The sequence below is a fragment of the Bacillus sp. AFS029637 genome (assembly GCF_002584985.1).
GTDB lineage: Bacteria > Bacillota > Bacilli > Bacillales > Bacillaceae_G > Bacillus_A.
Map to the genome: position 1 here is coordinate 253,982 of NZ_NUPZ01000023.1, position 14,989 is coordinate 268,970.

The following is a 14,989-nucleotide window of genomic DNA, read 5'->3' on the forward strand; positions in this document are numbered from 1 at the left end:
TTGGTAATCCTTTTTATATTATGAAACTGGTACTGTTTTTTCTTTCTTCCATGAAAGGCCAAATCCAGTAAAACCAACGATAATCGTTACGACTGGACAAGCTAGACAGAAGATTGCGTATGGAACATAATCGAGTGTTGGGACGCTGAGGACGTTTGTTAGGAATACGCCACTTACACCCCATGGTACGAGCGGATTAATTACTGTACCAGCATCTTCTAATACTCGTGATAAATTACGACGTTCTAAACCGACTTCATCGTATTTGTTAGCGAATGCTTGCCCTGTTAAAACGATTGATAAGTATTGTTCGCCAAGTAAGAAGTTTACACCAATTGCAGTTGAAGCAGTAGAAATAATTAAGCGTGTACTAGTTTTTACGAAGCTAGAGATGATATTCATTAGCTGCGTGATAATACCCATTCCTTGTAATAAACCTCCCATACAAAGAGCTAGGAAAATAAGAGCAATTGACATCATCATACTTTGTAAACCGCCGCGAGATAATAAGCTATCAATATCTTTTATACCAGTTTTAGAAACGTAACCGTCTTGCATAATTTTCATTAAATCAGCTAAAGAAGTGCTCGGTTTAAAAATAAAGAGAATAATAATCCCTACTACGATTCCTGCAAGTAATGTTGGAACTGCTGGAACCTTTTTAAATGCGAATAGGAACAGTAATAAAATAGGAATAAGAGTGACGATAGAAATCGTTGCATTTTTTTCTAATGTAGTAATAAATGCTGAGAAATCAACGTTTCCACCAGATCCACTTCCTAAAATGAAATATGCAATAAAAGCAATAATGAAAGCTGGAATTGTCGTCCAAAGCATGTTACGAATATGTTCAAATAAATCTACACCGGTTACAGCAGGAGCTAAGTTTGTTGTATCAGATAAAGGAGACATTTTATCTCCAAAGAATGCACCAGAAATAATTGCGCCAGCGATAAGAGCTGGGTCGTATCCAAGGGCAGTGCCCATTCCCATAAAGGCAAGACCTACAGTTGCAGCAGTTGTAAAGGCACTACCAATGCTTGTTCCAACAATGGCACAAACAACAAAAACAGTTGGAACGAAAATTTTTGGAGATACAAGTTGGAATCCGTATACCATTAAAGTTGGAATTGTTCCAGCTGCGATCCAAACACTAATTAATACGCCTACAAGTAAGAAAATAAATATTGATGGAATACCAGCTGAAATACTGCTTATCATTCCTTTTTCCATAGTAGACCAAGAGATTTTTTTTATAAATCCAAATGCTAATAAAAGAACGATACCAAATAAAATTGGGATGTGTGGTGAAACTTCTAATTGAATAACACTAAAACCAATACAGAAAAAGATAAAAATTGTTAAAAGAACAGATTCAATTTTTGAAACCATTGTTTTCCCCTCCTAAATAATCTAAAATAGCTCTTTTTTATATAAAATTCGCCAATATTGTTTATTTCCTTCTAAATTTTAGAATTTTGCGACAAATCACCGGTAATTGTCAATATCTCAATATGATACGGAAATGATTGGATAAAAAAACGTCCCTGCATATAATTATGCAGGGACGAAGAAATCGCGGTACCACCCTAGCTTGTGAAATGAATGTATCACAAAATAAAGGGTCATATGATATGCGCTAATAAAATAAAAACGCCCCTGCAATATATGCAGGGACGAAAAATTCGCGGTACCACCCTAAATTGTGAAACAGTGTCGTTTCACCACTCTTTAGACATAACGGTCTATAACCGTCTTTCACTACTCCTTACGTTTCGTAAAAGAAGCTCCAGGGGGTAATTCATAATTCGCTCTGTACTGGTTCGCACCGACCACCAGCTCTCTGAAATCAGAAATCGAAATACTACTAAATCCTATCAACGCCGATTCATATGATGTTAGTTAAATTTTTATCATATATTCGTCTTACATGTCAATAAAAATGTTTAATATTTTTTTAGGGAAATAAAGGAGAAAAGTTTTAATACTGCGAAAACGTGCGTTATAATGAATTTGAAAGGGGAGGAAAGAGTGAAGAAAAAAATAATTCTTTTTACCACCTTACTAGTCGTTGGAGGAAGTGCTGGAATTTACACAGCTTTTGCAGCTGAATCAGAGCAGTCAAAACAAAGTCAAACAAAGCAGTCAGAAGTGAAGAAAGTGAAAGAAACTGAAGAGAAGAAGTCGATGGAAAAAGCAGCTGCAAAACTCGGAGTTTCTACTGAAGGAAAGACAAAAGAAGAGATTACGAAAGAAGTAGACACGGCTAGGTTTGAGCAGCGCCATGAATTATTAATTGAGCATGCGAAGCAACTTGGAATTGATACAGAAGGAAAAAAAGATGAAGAGATTATTTTAGAAATTGGCAAGATACAACATGGAAAGTAGAACAACTTATCGTATGATAAGTTGTTCTTTTTTAAGAACTATTTGATTTAAAAATAATTGACAGTCATTTAATTTTAATGTTAACTATATTTATAAACTAGTTAACATTAGGGGTGGCAATTGTGACTATTAATAGTAATACGACTGAAAAATCGCCTTATACATATGAAGAATTATCGGAGAAAAATAAAGCTTACGTATGGCACCCATTTACACAAATGAAGGATTATTTAGAAGAAGATCCTGTCATTATTGAACGTGGAGAGGGAAGAAAGTTATACGACGTGAATGGAAATGAATACTGGGACGGTGTTTCGTCTATTTGGTTAAATGTTCATGGGCATCAAGTACCGGAACTAGATGAGGCAATTCGCGAGCAATTAAATAAAATTGCGCATTCTACTATGTTAGGGCTTGCTAATGTTCCATCTATTTTATTAGCAGAAAAAATAATTGATGTTGTACCAGAAGGGTTGAAGAAAGTATTCTATTCAGACTCTGGTTCAACAGCTGTTGAAATTGCAATTAAGATGGCATTTCAATATTGGCAGCATAAAGGAAAACCGAAGAAACAAAGATTTGTTACATTAAAAGAAGCGTATCACGGTGATACAATTGGAGCGGTTTCAGTAGGAGCGATAGACTTGTTTCACCAAGTGTATAGTTCACTATTATTTGAGGCAATTAAAATGCCGTATCCGTATACATATCGTTCTCCTTACGGAAATGACAAGGAAGAAATTGTGAATAGACATTTAGAAGAAATGGAAGAATTGCTGAAAGAAAAACATGAAGAAATCGCGGCAATTATTGTAGAACCTTTAATGCAAGGTGCTGGGGGCATGATTACAATGCCAAAAGGATATTTAAAAGGGTTACGTAATTTATGTACAAAATATAACGTTTTATTTATTACAGACGAAGTAGCGACTGGATTTGGGCGTACGGGGAAAATGTTTGCGTGTGAACATGAAAATGTGACGCCAGACATTTTAACGGCCGGAAAAGGTTTAACGGGCGGTTATTTACCAATTGCAGTTACAGTAACGACAGACGAAATATATAATGCCTTCTTAGGAGAGTATGAGGAACAAAAAACATTTTTCCATGGGCATAGTTATACAGGCAATCCTTTAGGGTGTGCTGTAGCAATCGCGAATCTAGAACTATATGAAAAAACTAAGTTAATAGAAGCTGTTGCGCATAAAACAGAATATGTAGCGGAGCAATTAGAAGCGCTTAATGAATATAAGCACGTAGGAGATATTCGTCAGTGTGGGTTAATGGTTGGAATTGAACTTGTGAAGAATAAGGAAACGAAAGAATCGTTTGAATGGACAGAGAGAGTTGGTGTTCAAGTATGTAAACGCTCAAGAGAGCTGGGCATGATTTTACGACCACTCGGTAATACGATTGTATTTATGCCTCCTCTTGCCTCTACAATTGATGAGATTGATGATATGTTACGCATTTTATATAAATCAATATCGGATGTTACGGAGGGAGAATCATGAGCGGTTTTTTCATAACGGCAACGGATACTGAAGTTGGAAAAACTGTAGTTGCCGGTGCATTAGCAGGTGTATTTAGAGAATTGGGATATAACATAGGGGTATATAAACCGTTGCAAAGCGGACATGTTGCATCAAACCTAGAGGGAGATGCAGCGAGGTTAAAAGTATTATCAGGTGTACCGACAAGAGAAGAAGAAATTTGCCCTTATTCTATTGAAGAACCGCTTGCTCCGAGACTGGCTATGAAAAGAGCTGGGAGGACAGTAACGTTAAAAGAAATTACTAGTCACTATAATGAACTACGAAAAGAGTTTAATAGCCTATTTGTAGAAGGGGCTGGTGGGCTTGCAGTCCCATATACAGAAGATGCTTTAGTGATTGATTTGGCAAAAGAATTACAGCTTCCTCTTATTGTAGTAGCGCGTCCTACACTAGGGACAGTTAATCATACTGTTTTAACAATTTCTTATGCAAAAGCACATGGCTTAACAGTAGCAGGTGTAATTTTATCTGGTTGTAAAGAATGTGAAAAAGAAAGAGTGCAAGAAAATAAAATAATGATTGAGGAGTTAAGTGGAGTGCCGGTTTTAGGGTTATTACCATTCCTTGAAGGAGAGTTTACAAAGGAAGAATTATTAGAAGCGGCAAAAGAGCATATTATGATTTCAAAATTAGAGGAGCTCATCCAAAATGAATCAAACATGGCGCGCGCATCTTCTATCTAAAGTAGAACAACTAAAGGAACAAGGGCAGTATCGCAATTTGCATGGAACAGAGCGATCCGAAGAGACATGGCTTATTCGAAATAAGAAAAGGATGCTAAATTTAGCATCGAATAATTATTTAGGATTAGCTGGGGATGAAAGGTTGAAAGAAGCTGCTATCGCCTGCACAAGAAAATATGGAACTGGAGCGACAGCATCTCGTCTCGTTGTAGGAAATTATCCATTGTATGAAGAGGTTGAGAGAAGTATATGCGATTGGAAAGGCACTGAAAAAGCTTTAATCGTAAATAGTGGATATACCGCAAATGTTGGCGTGATTTCTTCATTAGCCTGTCGTCACGATATTGTTTTTAGTGACAAATTAAATCATGCAAGTATCGTTGATGGAATTATATTAAGCGGGGCAGAACATAAAAGATATCGTCATAATGATTTGGATCATTTAGAGAAGCTATTGAAAATAGCGTCACCTGAAAAACGGAAATTAATCGTAACAGATACTGTTTTTAGTATGGATGGAGATACTGCATATTTAAGAGAGTTAGTGCAAATTAAAGAGAAATACGGGGCAATCATTATAGTTGATGAAGCACATGCAAGTGGAATATATGGCATCGATGGAGCTGGATTATCTCATATAGAAAAAGATATTGCTCAAAAAATTGATATACATATGGGGACGTTTAGTAAGGCTCTAGGGTGTTATGGTGCGTATTTAACGGGCGATTCCATTTATATAGAGTACTTACAAAATATGATGAGAAGCTTTATTTTTACTACAGCTTTACCACCAGGAACATTAGGAGCAGTGCAAAAAGCAATTGAAATTGTGAAAGAAGATAACGAAAGAAGAGAGCGACTGATAGCGAATGGTGCATATTTCAGGACGCATTTACAAGAAGCTGGTTTTGACATTGGGAATAGCTCAACACATATTGTACCGATTGTAGTCGGTTCAAATGAAAATGCTTTACGGTTTAGTGAAAGGTTACAAGAGGTAGGTATCGCAGCCATTGCAATTCGTCCGCCAACTGTTCCGGTTGGTAGTTCCCGAATTCGCTTTGCAGTTACGTCACAACATACAATAGCTGATTTGAAATGGGCTATTCAGCATATTGTACGCATTGGTAAAGAAGAGGGGTTTTTAGTATGAAAGAGCTAAAGATTATTTTTATTCCTGGGTGGGGAATGGAAGAAGGTGTTTGGACTTTAGTTCTACCGTACTTTAAAGAATATTCTGTTCGATGTATCAATTGGCGTAACGTGAAAGAACAAAGTGAATTTGCTGGGCGAATAATAGATGTAGCAAAGGATGAAAATGTAATTTTAGTTGGATGGTCACTAGGAGCGTTAGCGGCAGTTCAAGCTCATAAAAAGATTGAGGCGAAAGGTATTGTACTAATTGGTGGTACCGCTAAATTTACAAATACGAGCGACTATACGAGTGGATGGAATGATTTGCATGTAGAACGGCTGAAAAAGAATTTGGTGAGAAAGAAAGAAGATACGCTCAAGCGGTTCTATGAAAATATGTTTACAAAAAATGAGCTGAAGGAGAATACGAGTTTTGAAGAGATTGCGCTGCATTTTAAAGGAGACTCCATTCAGTCTTTACAATTAGGCTTAGATTATTTAATAGAAACAGATATGAGAAACGAATTAACAGATATCAAAGTCCCGTTGTTACTTCTTCATGGAGAGCAGGATGTGATATGTCCATTATCCGCAGCTCATAGTATGACAGAGAATACAAATGCTAAGCTAAAAATAGTAAGTGAGGCTGGACATGTGTTATGCGTAACGAATTTTGAATATTGCGCAAATGAAATCATTCAATTTGTAGAGGGGATACGACATGATCAACAAAACGTTACTACAAAAACGGTTTAATGGGGCGGCTGTATCCTACGATCAATATGCAAATGTACAAAAAAAGATGGCACATTCGTTACTTTCTATATTGAAGCGGCGATATAGTGAAACATCATCGATACGTATTTTAGAACTTGGATGCGGAACAGGTTATGTCACAGAGCAATTATCAGACTTATTTCCGAAAGCGCATATTACAGCTGTTGATTTTGCTGAAAGTATGATTGCAGTTGCGAAAACTAGACAAAACGTGAAAAATGTAACGTTTTACTGTGAGGATATCGAAAGATTACAACTTGAAGAAACATATGATGTCATTATTTCGAATGCCACATTTCAATGGCTAAATGATTTAAAACAAGTGATAAGAAATTTATTTCATCATTTGTCTATAGATGGACTATTACTCTTTTCAACGTTTGGACATGAAACATTTCAAGAATTGCATGCTTCGTTCCAGCGGGCGAAAGAAGAAAAAAATATACAAAATGAAACAGTGATTGGTCAACGTTTTTATTCGAAAGATCAGTTGTTTCATATATGCAAGATAGAAACAGGGGATGTGCATGTTTCTGAAACATGTTACATAGAGCGTTTTACAGAAGTTAAGGAGTTTCTACATTCTATTCGAAAAGTAGGAGCGACCAATAGTAATGAAGAGTCTTACTGTCAAAGTCCTTCACTCTTTCGTACGATGCTTCGTATATACGAAAGAGACTTCACGGAAAAAGAAGGGATAATGGCAACGTATCATGCTTTATTTGTGCATATAACAAAAGAGGGGAAGAGATGAAATGAAACAAGTACAAACAAAAAGGGATTGGAAGAAACTTGCATACGACGTAGTAGAAGAGAAAATGATTACGAAAGAAGATGCAATAGCGATATTAGAGGCTGACGATACAGAGGTTTTAGAAATTATGAATGCAGCTTATATTATCCGCCATCATCACTTTGGTAAAAAAATAAAATTAAACATGATTATTAATACGAAATCTGGATTATGTCCTGAAGATTGTGGGTATTGTTCACAGTCTATTATTTCAGAAGCACCGATTGATAAATATGCATGGTTAACGCAGGAAAAGATTGTAGAAGGGGCGCATGAAGCGATTCGCCGTAAAGCGGGTACATATTGTATTGTAGCATCTGGTCGTCGTCCGACGGATAAAGAAGTAAATCATGTAATTGGAGCCGTTAAAGAGATTCGTGATACGACAGATTTGAAGATTTGTTGTTGTTTAGGTTTCTTAAATGAAGATCAAGCAGGACGCTTAGCGGAAGCAGGCGTACATCGTTATAACCATAACTTAAATACGCACGCAAACAATTATGATAGCATTTGCTCAACGCATACGTATGACGATCGTGTTGATACAGTTCAAAAAGCGAAACAAGCTGGTATTTCACCATGCTCTGGGGCGATTTTTGGAATGGGAGAGACAATAGAAGAGCGTGCTGAAATTGCATTTGAATTACAACGTATAGATGCAGATTCAATTCCATGTAATTTCCTTGTGGCTGTAAAGGGAACGCCGCTTGAAGGACAAAAAGAGTTAACACCTGTAGAATGTTTAAAGGTGCTGGCGATGATGCGTTTTGTAAACCCAACAAAAGAAATTCGTATTTCAGGAGGACGCGAAATCAATTTGCGATCTGTACAGCCGCTCGGTTTATTTGCAGCAAATTCTATCTTTGTTGGCGATTACTTAACGACAGCTGGGCAAGAGCCGACTGCGGACTGGGGTATGATAGAAGATTTAGGATTCGAAATTGAGGAATGTGCATTATAAGATAGAGAAAAAGCAAACTTGTAAAAGAGTTTGCTTTTTTTGTAAATAAAATGTAATAAATAGTTGGGAACGCTTGATACTATTGGTTTTTGAGCGAAAAAAATAATTTTGGTGGACGAATTTTCCAAGCATTAGTTGTACATAGTAAATATGTAATTTATATTGGGTTGGAGGATTTTACATGTACAAATACATATTAGCGATTATGACTTGTCTAATTTTAATAAAAGCAATAAGTGCTGATCCAGTTAAGGCCGCCGAAAATCCTGAACAAAAAGAAATGCAACAAAGAATTGAACAACATTTTCGAACGAAAGCAGAACATTTTGGCTTGAAAACGGAAGGGAAAGATTTAAAAGAAGTACGAAAAGAAATTACTATTATAGAAGAAGCGAAAAAAAGAGAGAATGTATGGAGAACAGCGCAAACTCTTCGTATACAAACAGAAGGGAAAACGATGGATGAATTAATACAAGATGTACGGAAAAAGGTAAGGAAATAAAAAAAGAGGCCGTAGCCTCTTTTTTTATGCCCATTGTTTTGATAAGTGAGCCATTTCAATTGCAGCAACTGCTGATTCATAGCCTTTATTACCAGCTTTTGTACCTGCACGTTCAATCGCTTGTTCAATTGTTTCTGTCGTTAATACACCGAAAATAACTGGTATGTCTGTTTGTAGTGATAAAGATGCAACACCTTTTGCTACTTCATTACAAACGTAATCGTAATGCGTTGTAGCACCTCGAATTACAGTACCTAACGTAATAACAGCATCATACTTTCCGCTATTAGCCATCTTTTTAGCGATTAAAGGAATTTCAAATGCACCAGGAACCCATGCAACATCAATATCGTTTTCTTCTACACCGTGACGCTTTAATCCGTCTAAAGCACCGCCGAGTAACTTGCTTGTAATAAATTCATTAAAACGTCCAACAACAACCCCAACTTTTAAACCTGTACCAACTAAATGACCTTCGAATACCATAATAAATCTCTCCCTTAATTATAAGTTTAATAAGTGTCCTAATTTGTTTACTTTCGTTTGTAAATACGTTTTATTCTCTTTTTTTGCTGGCATTTGCAATGGAACACGCTCGATTACTTCTAAATCGTAACCTTGTAAGCCAGCAATTTTTCGTGGATTATTCGTTAATAGTCGTAAACTTTGTAAGCCTAAATCTTTTAAAATTTGAGCGCCAATACCGTAATCGCGAAGGTCAGCTGGGAACCCAAGCTTTTCATTTGCTTCTACAGTATCGAATCCTTCTTCTTGTAATTTATAAGCGCGAAGCTTATTAAGAAGGCCAATTCCTCGTCCTTCTTGTCTCATATAGAGAAGGACACCTTTTCCTTCTCGCTCAATTTGAGCAAGTGCAGCGTGTAGCTGTGGTCCGCAATCACAGCGGCATGAACCAAATACATCACCTGTTAAGCATTCAGAATGAACGCGGACGAGCATTGGTTCACCTGTTGAAATATCACCTTTTACGAGTGCGATATGTTCTTTTGAATCTAATGAATTAGAATAGCCAATTGCATGGAAAGTACCGAAATCTGTAGGTAGTGTAATTTCCACTTCTCTCGTCACAAGCGTTTCATGATGGCGGCGATAAGCAATTAAATCTTCTATTGTTATCATTTTTATATCAAATTGTTTTGCACACGCTATTAAATCAGGTACACGCGCCATCGTACCGTCCTCATTTATAATCTCGCAAATGACTCCAGCTGGCTCAGTTCCGCACAGCTTTGCCAAATCAACAGCAGCTTCTGTATGACCTGCACGGCGCAGTACACCGCCTTCTTTCGCAATTAATGGAAAGATATGCCCAGGACGATTGAAATCAGCACTTTTTGATGCAGGGTTTAACAATTCTTGTATCGTAGTTGCACGTTCGTGAGCGCTAATCCCTGTTGTGGTAGAAACATGATCAATGCTCACTGTAAACGCAGTATGATGCGAATCTGTATTATGAGATACCATTGGTTCTAATTGTAGGCGCTCCGCGTACCCTTCCGTAATTGGTACACAAACGAGACCGCGACCGTGTGTAATCATAAAATTAATCGTTTCCGGTGTAATATACTCTGCTAAAGCAATAAAATCACCTTCATTTTCACGGTTTTCATCATCACATACGATAACGACTTTTCCTTGTTTTAAATCTTCTAGAGCTTCTTCAATACGATGAAACATTATACTTCCCCCTTATAGAAATCCATTTTCTTGTAAAAAGCTCTCGGTCATTGAGCCTGTTCTTTTTACAGGTTTAGTAATAAAGCGTTCGATATATTTACCAATCATGTCACACTCAATGTTTACGATGTCTCCGGCATTCTTTTCTCCGATGACAGATTCGCTTACTGTGTGCGGGATGAGTGAAATTGTTATGGAAGATTCGTCTAAATCAAATATCGTTAAACTCGTTCCATCAACAGCAACAGACCCTTTATGCAAACAATAGCGCAGCAATTCATCAGAAATTGCTATTTTGTAATAGACGGCATTGTAATGTTGTTTTTTAGTTAAAATCGTCCCGATGCCATCAATATGTCCTGAAACGAAATGTCCACCGAATCGTCCGTTTGCAGCCATAGCTCGCTCTAAATTTACTTTAGAGTGGGATTTAAGCAGGCGAAGTGAGGTTGATTGCATCGTTTCAGGCATTGCATCAACTGTAAATGAAGTAGATGTAAAACTCGTTACAGTTAAGCAAATACCGTTAACCGCGATACTATCACCTAAGTGAACATCTGATAAAATTTTATTTGCATGGATCGTTAATTTCATCGCTTCTCCGCTTTGTTGCATGTTTGTTATCGTTCCTAATTCTTCTACAATTCCTGTAAACATTTCGTCACCTCACTTTGAGCATTCGCAACGATTTTTATATCATCGCCAATTTGTTTCATCTCTTGAATTTTCAAGGGAAGTGCATCTTGTAATTTTGAAAAACCATTTCCTCCAAATAGAGTAGGGGCATCTTTACCACCAATTAATTTCGGGCTTATATAGGTTACAATTTCATTGAAATTGTTTGTTTTTAAAAAACTTGCATGCACTGTTTGCCCACCTTCGACGAAAAGAGAAAGTATCTGTTTTTCGCCGAGTAGGTATAAGACATCTTGGATTTCAATTTGCTTTGTTCTCATTTGGAATATAGCTATATTTTCAGATTCATAAGAAGCTATTTTTTCTTTATTTACATCCTTCCCGACAATAATCCATGTCGGTGCTACACCGTCTGTCATGACATGGGAAGATGGTGGCGTTCGTAAATGGGTATCCAAAATAACGCGTATAGGATGTTTACCCCCGTTAGGAATTCTTGTTGTTAAATGCGGATTATCAGCTATAACCGTATTCACCCCGACAAGAATTGCATCATGTGTATGGCGGTATTGGTGAACATCAGCTCGTGCTTCTTCACCTGTGATCCATTTACTTTCACCAGTTGTAGTTGCTGTTTTTCCGTCTAAGCTCATCGCTGTTTTAATTGTTACAAACGGTCGTTTCGTTTTCATATAGTGAAAAAAGTATCGGTTTAGTAAAGTGGCTTCTTCCTCAAGAACACCGGTAGTTACTTCGATGCCAGCTTCTTCTAATCTCCTTTTTCCATTACCAGAAACGAGTGGGTTACAATCAAGGGTAGCAATGACAACGCGTTTGACTTCTTTTTTGATGAGTAATTCACAGCAAGGAGGTGTTTTCCCAAAGTGGCTACACGGTTCAAGTGTTACATAAACGGTAGCGTTTTTGGCGTTCGCACCAGCCATATGAAGGGCGTGAACTTCTGCGTGTTCTTCACCAGCATGTAAGTGAGCGCCCATACCGACGATGTTTCCATCGTTTACAACAACAGCACCAACCATAGGATTTGGACTCGTTTGTCCTGATGTAGTTTTTGCTAACTGCAAGGCAATCCTCATATATTCTTGATCTGTCATTCTCTTCACCTCTCCTAAAAAAATCAAAAAACCCCAAGGAATTAATATCCTTGGGGTTTGGGAGACGTGATTTCTAGAAATATAGTTCGAATACGAAAGTATAGGAAAGAAACCTAACGATGATTGATATTTTTGCATAAGGAAAAAACCTAGCAAAGATATCAAATTTTTTAAACGCTAGTTGTCTCTTTTTTATTTCAGTATAAAAAATGAGTATAGAAAACTAAGCATATATACAGCTTCAAAATGAAACTTTAAAAATATGCATACTGAAATAAAAGTGTATTCACTATATAAAAAACTAGAAACATATCCTTCTCCCATCCAGACTATACTGTCGGCCCTAGAGTTTCACTAGATCCACCGTTTTCGAGTTGAAAACGGGTCACGGACTTAGAAGTTTTCACTTCATCACCGCCGGTTGGGAATTTCACCCGACCCCGAAGGATGCTGTTTGGTCAAATTATAGCACAAAAAAGAAAAAAGGCTAGCAAAAAATATTCGAATGTGAAGAATTGTGTGAAAATACATAGAGGTTGGAATGGAGACAAAAGTATTAGAAATGTTGTTAGGGAAAGGGCTATACAGGTTTTGATTAAAAGAAAAAACATGCACAAAGAAATGTGCATGTTACTTGCCTTATTACTCTGCCTCTGGTGCTCTAACAACAGATTCGAATTTCCCTTTATGCGAAGCATCGCAATAAGGCATGTTTTTTGATAAGCCACAACGGCATAAAGAAAATGCCGGTTTTGCTGGGAATACATTTCCTTGTGAGTCGACTAGTTCCACGTCCCCTGTAACGCGAAAAGAGCCATTATCATTTACTTTAATTTGTACTTTTGCCAATGCTATCCCTCCTTTCCAAACGCTTAGTTTCATCATATAATCAAGGGAAGTACTTGACAATATAAAAAGAGCACTTTCTTTGGAAGAGAAGAGAGTGTTATAATGTTTTTTATAACTGACTAGAGTAAGGTGACGAAAGATGGATAAACAATTACGTACATTACGAAATATTGCAAATGAGCGCACGTGGGCATCATTTTTGAATGATAATCATCCATATAGTTTGTTACATTGGTCCATTGCAGGTGTAGGACAAGAAGTAAAAGATGTTTGGTTACTTCAAGATGAGGTAACGTTTCAAACGACAGAATTTCCAACACTAGATGAAGCGGTAAAGTGGATTTCTGAAAATATGGAACAAGTTACAGACGTTTTAGCGCAATAAAAAAACAGGCTTATGCAAGCCTGTTTTTTGTTTCTTTTACGTATGTGTTTAAAAATTGATCGACGGCTGTTTCATACTCTTCCTTATTTTCGTTATAAGAGCAAGCGTGTGCACCGTGTTCTGCAATATAAAGTTGTTTATTATTTTCTTTTGCTTCATATAAAGCTTTCGTCATATCAGCTAAAATATAATCGTCATCTTTACTATGAATAAAGAGAACGGGATTATTAATATTTTTGATACAGTCGATTGGTGAAACTTCACGAATCGTATAACCGTCACGAACTTTTAAAAAAGCATTTGCTAAAGGCAATAAAGGCCACTTTGGTAAATGGAATTCAACCTTTAAACGGTGCTGTAATTGTCCGTAAAAATCAGAGAAAGGACAATCTGCAATATAAAAATCGGCACCATCTTCTACAAGTCCTGCGTATTGAAGAAGTGTTGCAGCCCCCATGGATTCACCATGAATACCGAGTGTTATATTTGTGCCAAAACGACTTTTTAGCCAGTCAACTACGGATTTTAAATCATGTTTTTCATAGTATCCATAGCTTGTTGTTTTCCCGCCAGTTTTACCATGTCGACGATGATCGTAAATCAAGACGTTATATCCTCTGTTTAAAAATAAGTTTGCATATTTTACAGAGTTCATTTTATTTACAGTTACGCCGTGACAGAAAACCATAAATTTGTTGGAATGACCAGCAGGAATGTAATATCCATGAAGATCATATCCGAATTGCGAAGGAATATGAATTTCTTCTTTATGAAGAGCATCAAAATCTTCTATACGAAAATGTTTTTTCGTTTCTCGTTCTAGAACTTCTTCCTCTGTTTTTTTCTTTAAGTACATCACTTTATTTGTAAAGAAAATTCCAAGGGCAGTTATCGCACCTAGTATAGTAAACAATGCTGCAAAAAAACGTTTCATACTTTACCTCATCCTCCAAATACCGTTACATGTGATACACTTACATTGTATCACATGGATATAAAAGGGGAGAAATAGGAAATGCTGCATATACAAAAAATTACGCCAGCGATGAAAGAGACAATTCGAATGTTCATGTGTGAGAATTGGGGAAGCTCATTGATGGTTTCACGTGGTAAGGGGCATCAGTTAGAAGAGTTGCCAGGATTTGTTGCACTATTTGAAGACAGAATAATCGGAATTATAACGTATGAAGTGACCGGAAATATGTGCGAAATTGTATCGTTAGATAGCTTTGAAGAAAGAAAAGGAATAGGGACGAAACTTGTGGATTGTGTATTACAAGTTGCTGAAGAAGAAGGGTGCAGGCAGATTTGGCTCATTACAACGAATGATAATATGAATGCATTACGTTTTTACCAAAAACGTAATTTCATGATGACAAATTTATATGTGAACGCAGTGGAAGAGGCACGAAAAATAAAGAAAGAAATTCCACGTATTGGGTATGATCGAATCCCGATATTACATGAAATTCAGCTAGAATATCGTATAATGAAGTGATGTAACAATTTTCA

At 36.9% G+C, this 14,989-nt stretch carries 17 protein-coding genes, 1 riboswitch and 1 other annotated feature; of the genes, 10 read left to right on the forward strand and 7 right to left on the reverse strand.

The window, feature by feature from the left end; all coding sequences use genetic code 11:
• Positions 1-18: 18 nt before the first annotated feature.
• Positions 19-1,392 (reverse strand): Na+/H+ antiporter NhaC, encoded by a 1,374-nt coding sequence (nhaC, locus tag COE49_RS12525; RefSeq protein ID WP_088231032.1) that lies wholly within the window; start codon positions 1,390-1,392, stop codon positions 19-21.
• A gap of 277 nt (positions 1,393-1,669) precedes the next feature.
• Positions 1,670-1,890 (reverse strand) — a binding site (T-box leader).
• Positions 1,891-2,031: 141 nt separating this feature from the next.
• Here nhaC and COE49_RS12535 point away from each other — a divergent pair.
• The 8 genes from COE49_RS12535 (at position 2,032) to COE49_RS12570 (ending at position 8,794) form a co-directional block, all read left to right on the forward strand.
• Positions 2,032-2,388: a hypothetical protein gene (locus tag COE49_RS12535; protein WP_140417379.1), complete on the forward strand. Its 357-nt coding sequence runs from the start codon at positions 2,032-2,034 to the stop codon at positions 2,386-2,388.
• A 122-nt stretch (positions 2,389-2,510) separates the two neighbouring features.
• Positions 2,511-3,902, forward strand: a complete 1,392-nt coding sequence (gene bioA, locus COE49_RS12540; protein WP_088231034.1) for an adenosylmethionine--8-amino-7-oxononanoate transaminase — start codon at positions 2,511-2,513, stop codon at positions 3,900-3,902.
• Positions 3,899-4,627 carry a dethiobiotin synthase gene (bioD, locus tag COE49_RS12545; RefSeq protein ID WP_088231035.1) on the forward strand — a complete coding sequence of 243 codons (729 nt, stop codon included), beginning with the start codon at positions 3,899-3,901 and terminating at the stop codon, positions 4,625-4,627. Before bioA ends, bioD begins: the two co-directional genes overlap by 4 nt.
• Positions 4,593-5,780 (forward strand): 8-amino-7-oxononanoate synthase, encoded by a 1,188-nt coding sequence (bioF, locus tag COE49_RS12550; protein WP_098356840.1) that lies wholly within the window; start codon positions 4,593-4,595, stop codon positions 5,778-5,780. The genes bioD and bioF overlap by 35 nt, the downstream gene beginning before the upstream one ends.
• Positions 5,777-6,517, forward strand: a complete 741-nt coding sequence (locus tag COE49_RS12555) for an alpha/beta fold hydrolase (protein ID WP_098253383.1) — start codon at positions 5,777-5,779, stop codon at positions 6,515-6,517. The genes bioF and COE49_RS12555 overlap by 4 nt, the downstream gene beginning before the upstream one ends.
• The gene (gene bioC, locus COE49_RS12560) at positions 6,483-7,292 is read left to right on the forward strand and encodes a malonyl-ACP O-methyltransferase BioC (protein WP_098253384.1); all 810 of its coding nucleotides are present in this window, start codon (positions 6,483-6,485) and stop codon (positions 7,290-7,292) included. The genes COE49_RS12555 and bioC overlap by 35 nt, the downstream gene beginning before the upstream one ends.
• Before the next feature lies 1 nt (position 7,293).
• On the forward strand, positions 7,294-8,292 hold the full coding sequence (gene bioB / locus COE49_RS12565; RefSeq protein ID WP_000815850.1) for a biotin synthase: 999 nt from the start codon (positions 7,294-7,296) through the stop codon (positions 8,290-8,292).
• A 181-nt stretch (positions 8,293-8,473) separates the two neighbouring features.
• Positions 8,474-8,794: a hypothetical protein gene (locus COE49_RS12570; protein WP_088231039.1), complete on the forward strand. Its 321-nt coding sequence runs from the start codon at positions 8,474-8,476 to the stop codon at positions 8,792-8,794.
• 24 nt (positions 8,795-8,818) lie between these two features.
• Here COE49_RS12570 and ribH read toward each other — a convergent pair whose 3' ends face one another.
• From ribH to COE49_RS27305, 5 genes are all read right to left on the reverse strand, one after another.
• Entirely contained in the window at positions 8,819-9,280 is a 462-nt protein-coding gene (gene ribH, locus COE49_RS12575; protein WP_000230892.1) for a 6,7-dimethyl-8-ribityllumazine synthase, read from the reverse strand.
• 18 nt (positions 9,281-9,298) lie between these two features.
• Entirely contained in the window at positions 9,299-10,492 is a 1,194-nt protein-coding gene (gene ribBA, locus COE49_RS12580; protein WP_098356841.1) for a bifunctional 3,4-dihydroxy-2-butanone 4-phosphate synthase/GTP cyclohydrolase II, read from the reverse strand.
• 12 nt (positions 10,493-10,504) lie between these two features.
• Complete coding sequence (gene ribE / locus COE49_RS12585) at positions 10,505-11,149, reverse strand: riboflavin synthase subunit alpha (protein WP_098356842.1); 645 nt, start codon at positions 11,147-11,149, stop codon at positions 10,505-10,507.
• On the reverse strand, positions 11,131-12,243 hold the full coding sequence (gene ribD, locus COE49_RS12590) for a bifunctional diaminohydroxyphosphoribosylaminopyrimidine deaminase/5-amino-6-(5-phosphoribosylamino)uracil reductase RibD (protein WP_098356843.1): 1,113 nt from the start codon (positions 12,241-12,243) through the stop codon (positions 11,131-11,133). The genes ribE and ribD overlap by 19 nt, the downstream gene beginning before the upstream one ends.
• A gap of 308 nt (positions 12,244-12,551) precedes the next feature.
• A riboswitch (FMN riboswitch) is annotated at positions 12,552-12,695 on the reverse strand.
• 190 nt (positions 12,696-12,885) lie between these two features.
• The gene (locus tag COE49_RS27305; RefSeq protein ID WP_001151582.1) at positions 12,886-13,092 is read right to left on the reverse strand and encodes a CDGSH iron-sulfur domain-containing protein; all 207 of its coding nucleotides are present in this window, start codon (positions 13,090-13,092) and stop codon (positions 12,886-12,888) included.
• Between the two features lie 139 nt (positions 13,093-13,231).
• Between COE49_RS27305 and COE49_RS12600 the strand changes: the two genes are divergently transcribed.
• Positions 13,232-13,477 (forward strand): DUF2552 family protein, encoded by a 246-nt coding sequence (locus tag COE49_RS12600; protein WP_088231044.1) that lies wholly within the window; start codon positions 13,232-13,234, stop codon positions 13,475-13,477.
• 10 nt (positions 13,478-13,487) lie between these two features.
• Here the strand turns inward: COE49_RS12600 and COE49_RS12605 are convergent, their stop codons facing one another.
• On the reverse strand, positions 13,488-14,411 hold the full coding sequence (locus COE49_RS12605; RefSeq protein ID WP_098356845.1) for an alpha/beta hydrolase: 924 nt from the start codon (positions 14,409-14,411) through the stop codon (positions 13,488-13,490).
• Positions 14,412-14,492: 81 nt separating this feature from the next.
• On the opposite strand from COE49_RS12605, the gene COE49_RS12610 reads away from it, so the two are divergent.
• The gene (locus COE49_RS12610) at positions 14,493-14,975 is read left to right on the forward strand and encodes a GNAT family N-acetyltransferase (RefSeq protein WP_098253388.1); all 483 of its coding nucleotides are present in this window, start codon (positions 14,493-14,495) and stop codon (positions 14,973-14,975) included.
• Positions 14,976-14,989 lie beyond the last annotated feature (14 nt).

Coding starts and splice junctions, on each gene's coding strand:
- nhaC (WP_088231032.1), bottom strand. CDS start 1,392: ATGGTTTCAAAAATTGAATCTGTTCTTTTAACAATTTTTATCTTTTTC.
- bioD (WP_088231035.1), top strand. CDS start 3,899: ATGAGCGGTTTTTTCATAACGGCAACGGATACTGAAGTTGGAAAAACT.
- bioF (WP_098356840.1), top strand. CDS start 4,593: ATGAATCAAACATGGCGCGCGCATCTTCTATCTAAAGTAGAACAACTA.
- COE49_RS12555 (WP_098253383.1), top strand. CDS start 5,777: ATGAAAGAGCTAAAGATTATTTTTATTCCTGGGTGGGGAATGGAAGAA.
- bioC (WP_098253384.1), top strand. CDS start 6,483: ATGATCAACAAAACGTTACTACAAAAACGGTTTAATGGGGCGGCTGTA.
- bioB (WP_000815850.1), top strand. CDS start 7,294: ATGAAACAAGTACAAACAAAAAGGGATTGGAAGAAACTTGCATACGAC.
- COE49_RS12570 (WP_088231039.1), top strand. CDS start 8,474: ATGTACAAATACATATTAGCGATTATGACTTGTCTAATTTTAATAAAA.
- ribH (WP_000230892.1), bottom strand. CDS start 9,280: ATGGTATTCGAAGGTCATTTAGTTGGTACAGGTTTAAAAGTTGGGGTT.
- ribBA (WP_098356841.1), bottom strand. CDS start 10,492: ATGTTTCATCGTATTGAAGAAGCTCTAGAAGATTTAAAACAAGGAAAA.
- ribE (WP_098356842.1), bottom strand. CDS start 11,149: ATGTTTACAGGAATTGTAGAAGAATTAGGAACGATAACAAACATGCAA.
- ribD (WP_098356843.1), bottom strand. CDS start 12,243: ATGACAGATCAAGAATATATGAGGATTGCCTTGCAGTTAGCAAAAACT.
- COE49_RS12600 (WP_088231044.1), top strand. CDS start 13,232: ATGGATAAACAATTACGTACATTACGAAATATTGCAAATGAGCGCACG.
- COE49_RS12605 (WP_098356845.1), bottom strand. CDS start 14,411: ATGAAACGTTTTTTTGCAGCATTGTTTACTATACTAGGTGCGATAACT.
- COE49_RS12610 (WP_098253388.1), top strand. CDS start 14,493: ATGCTGCATATACAAAAAATTACGCCAGCGATGAAAGAGACAATTCGA.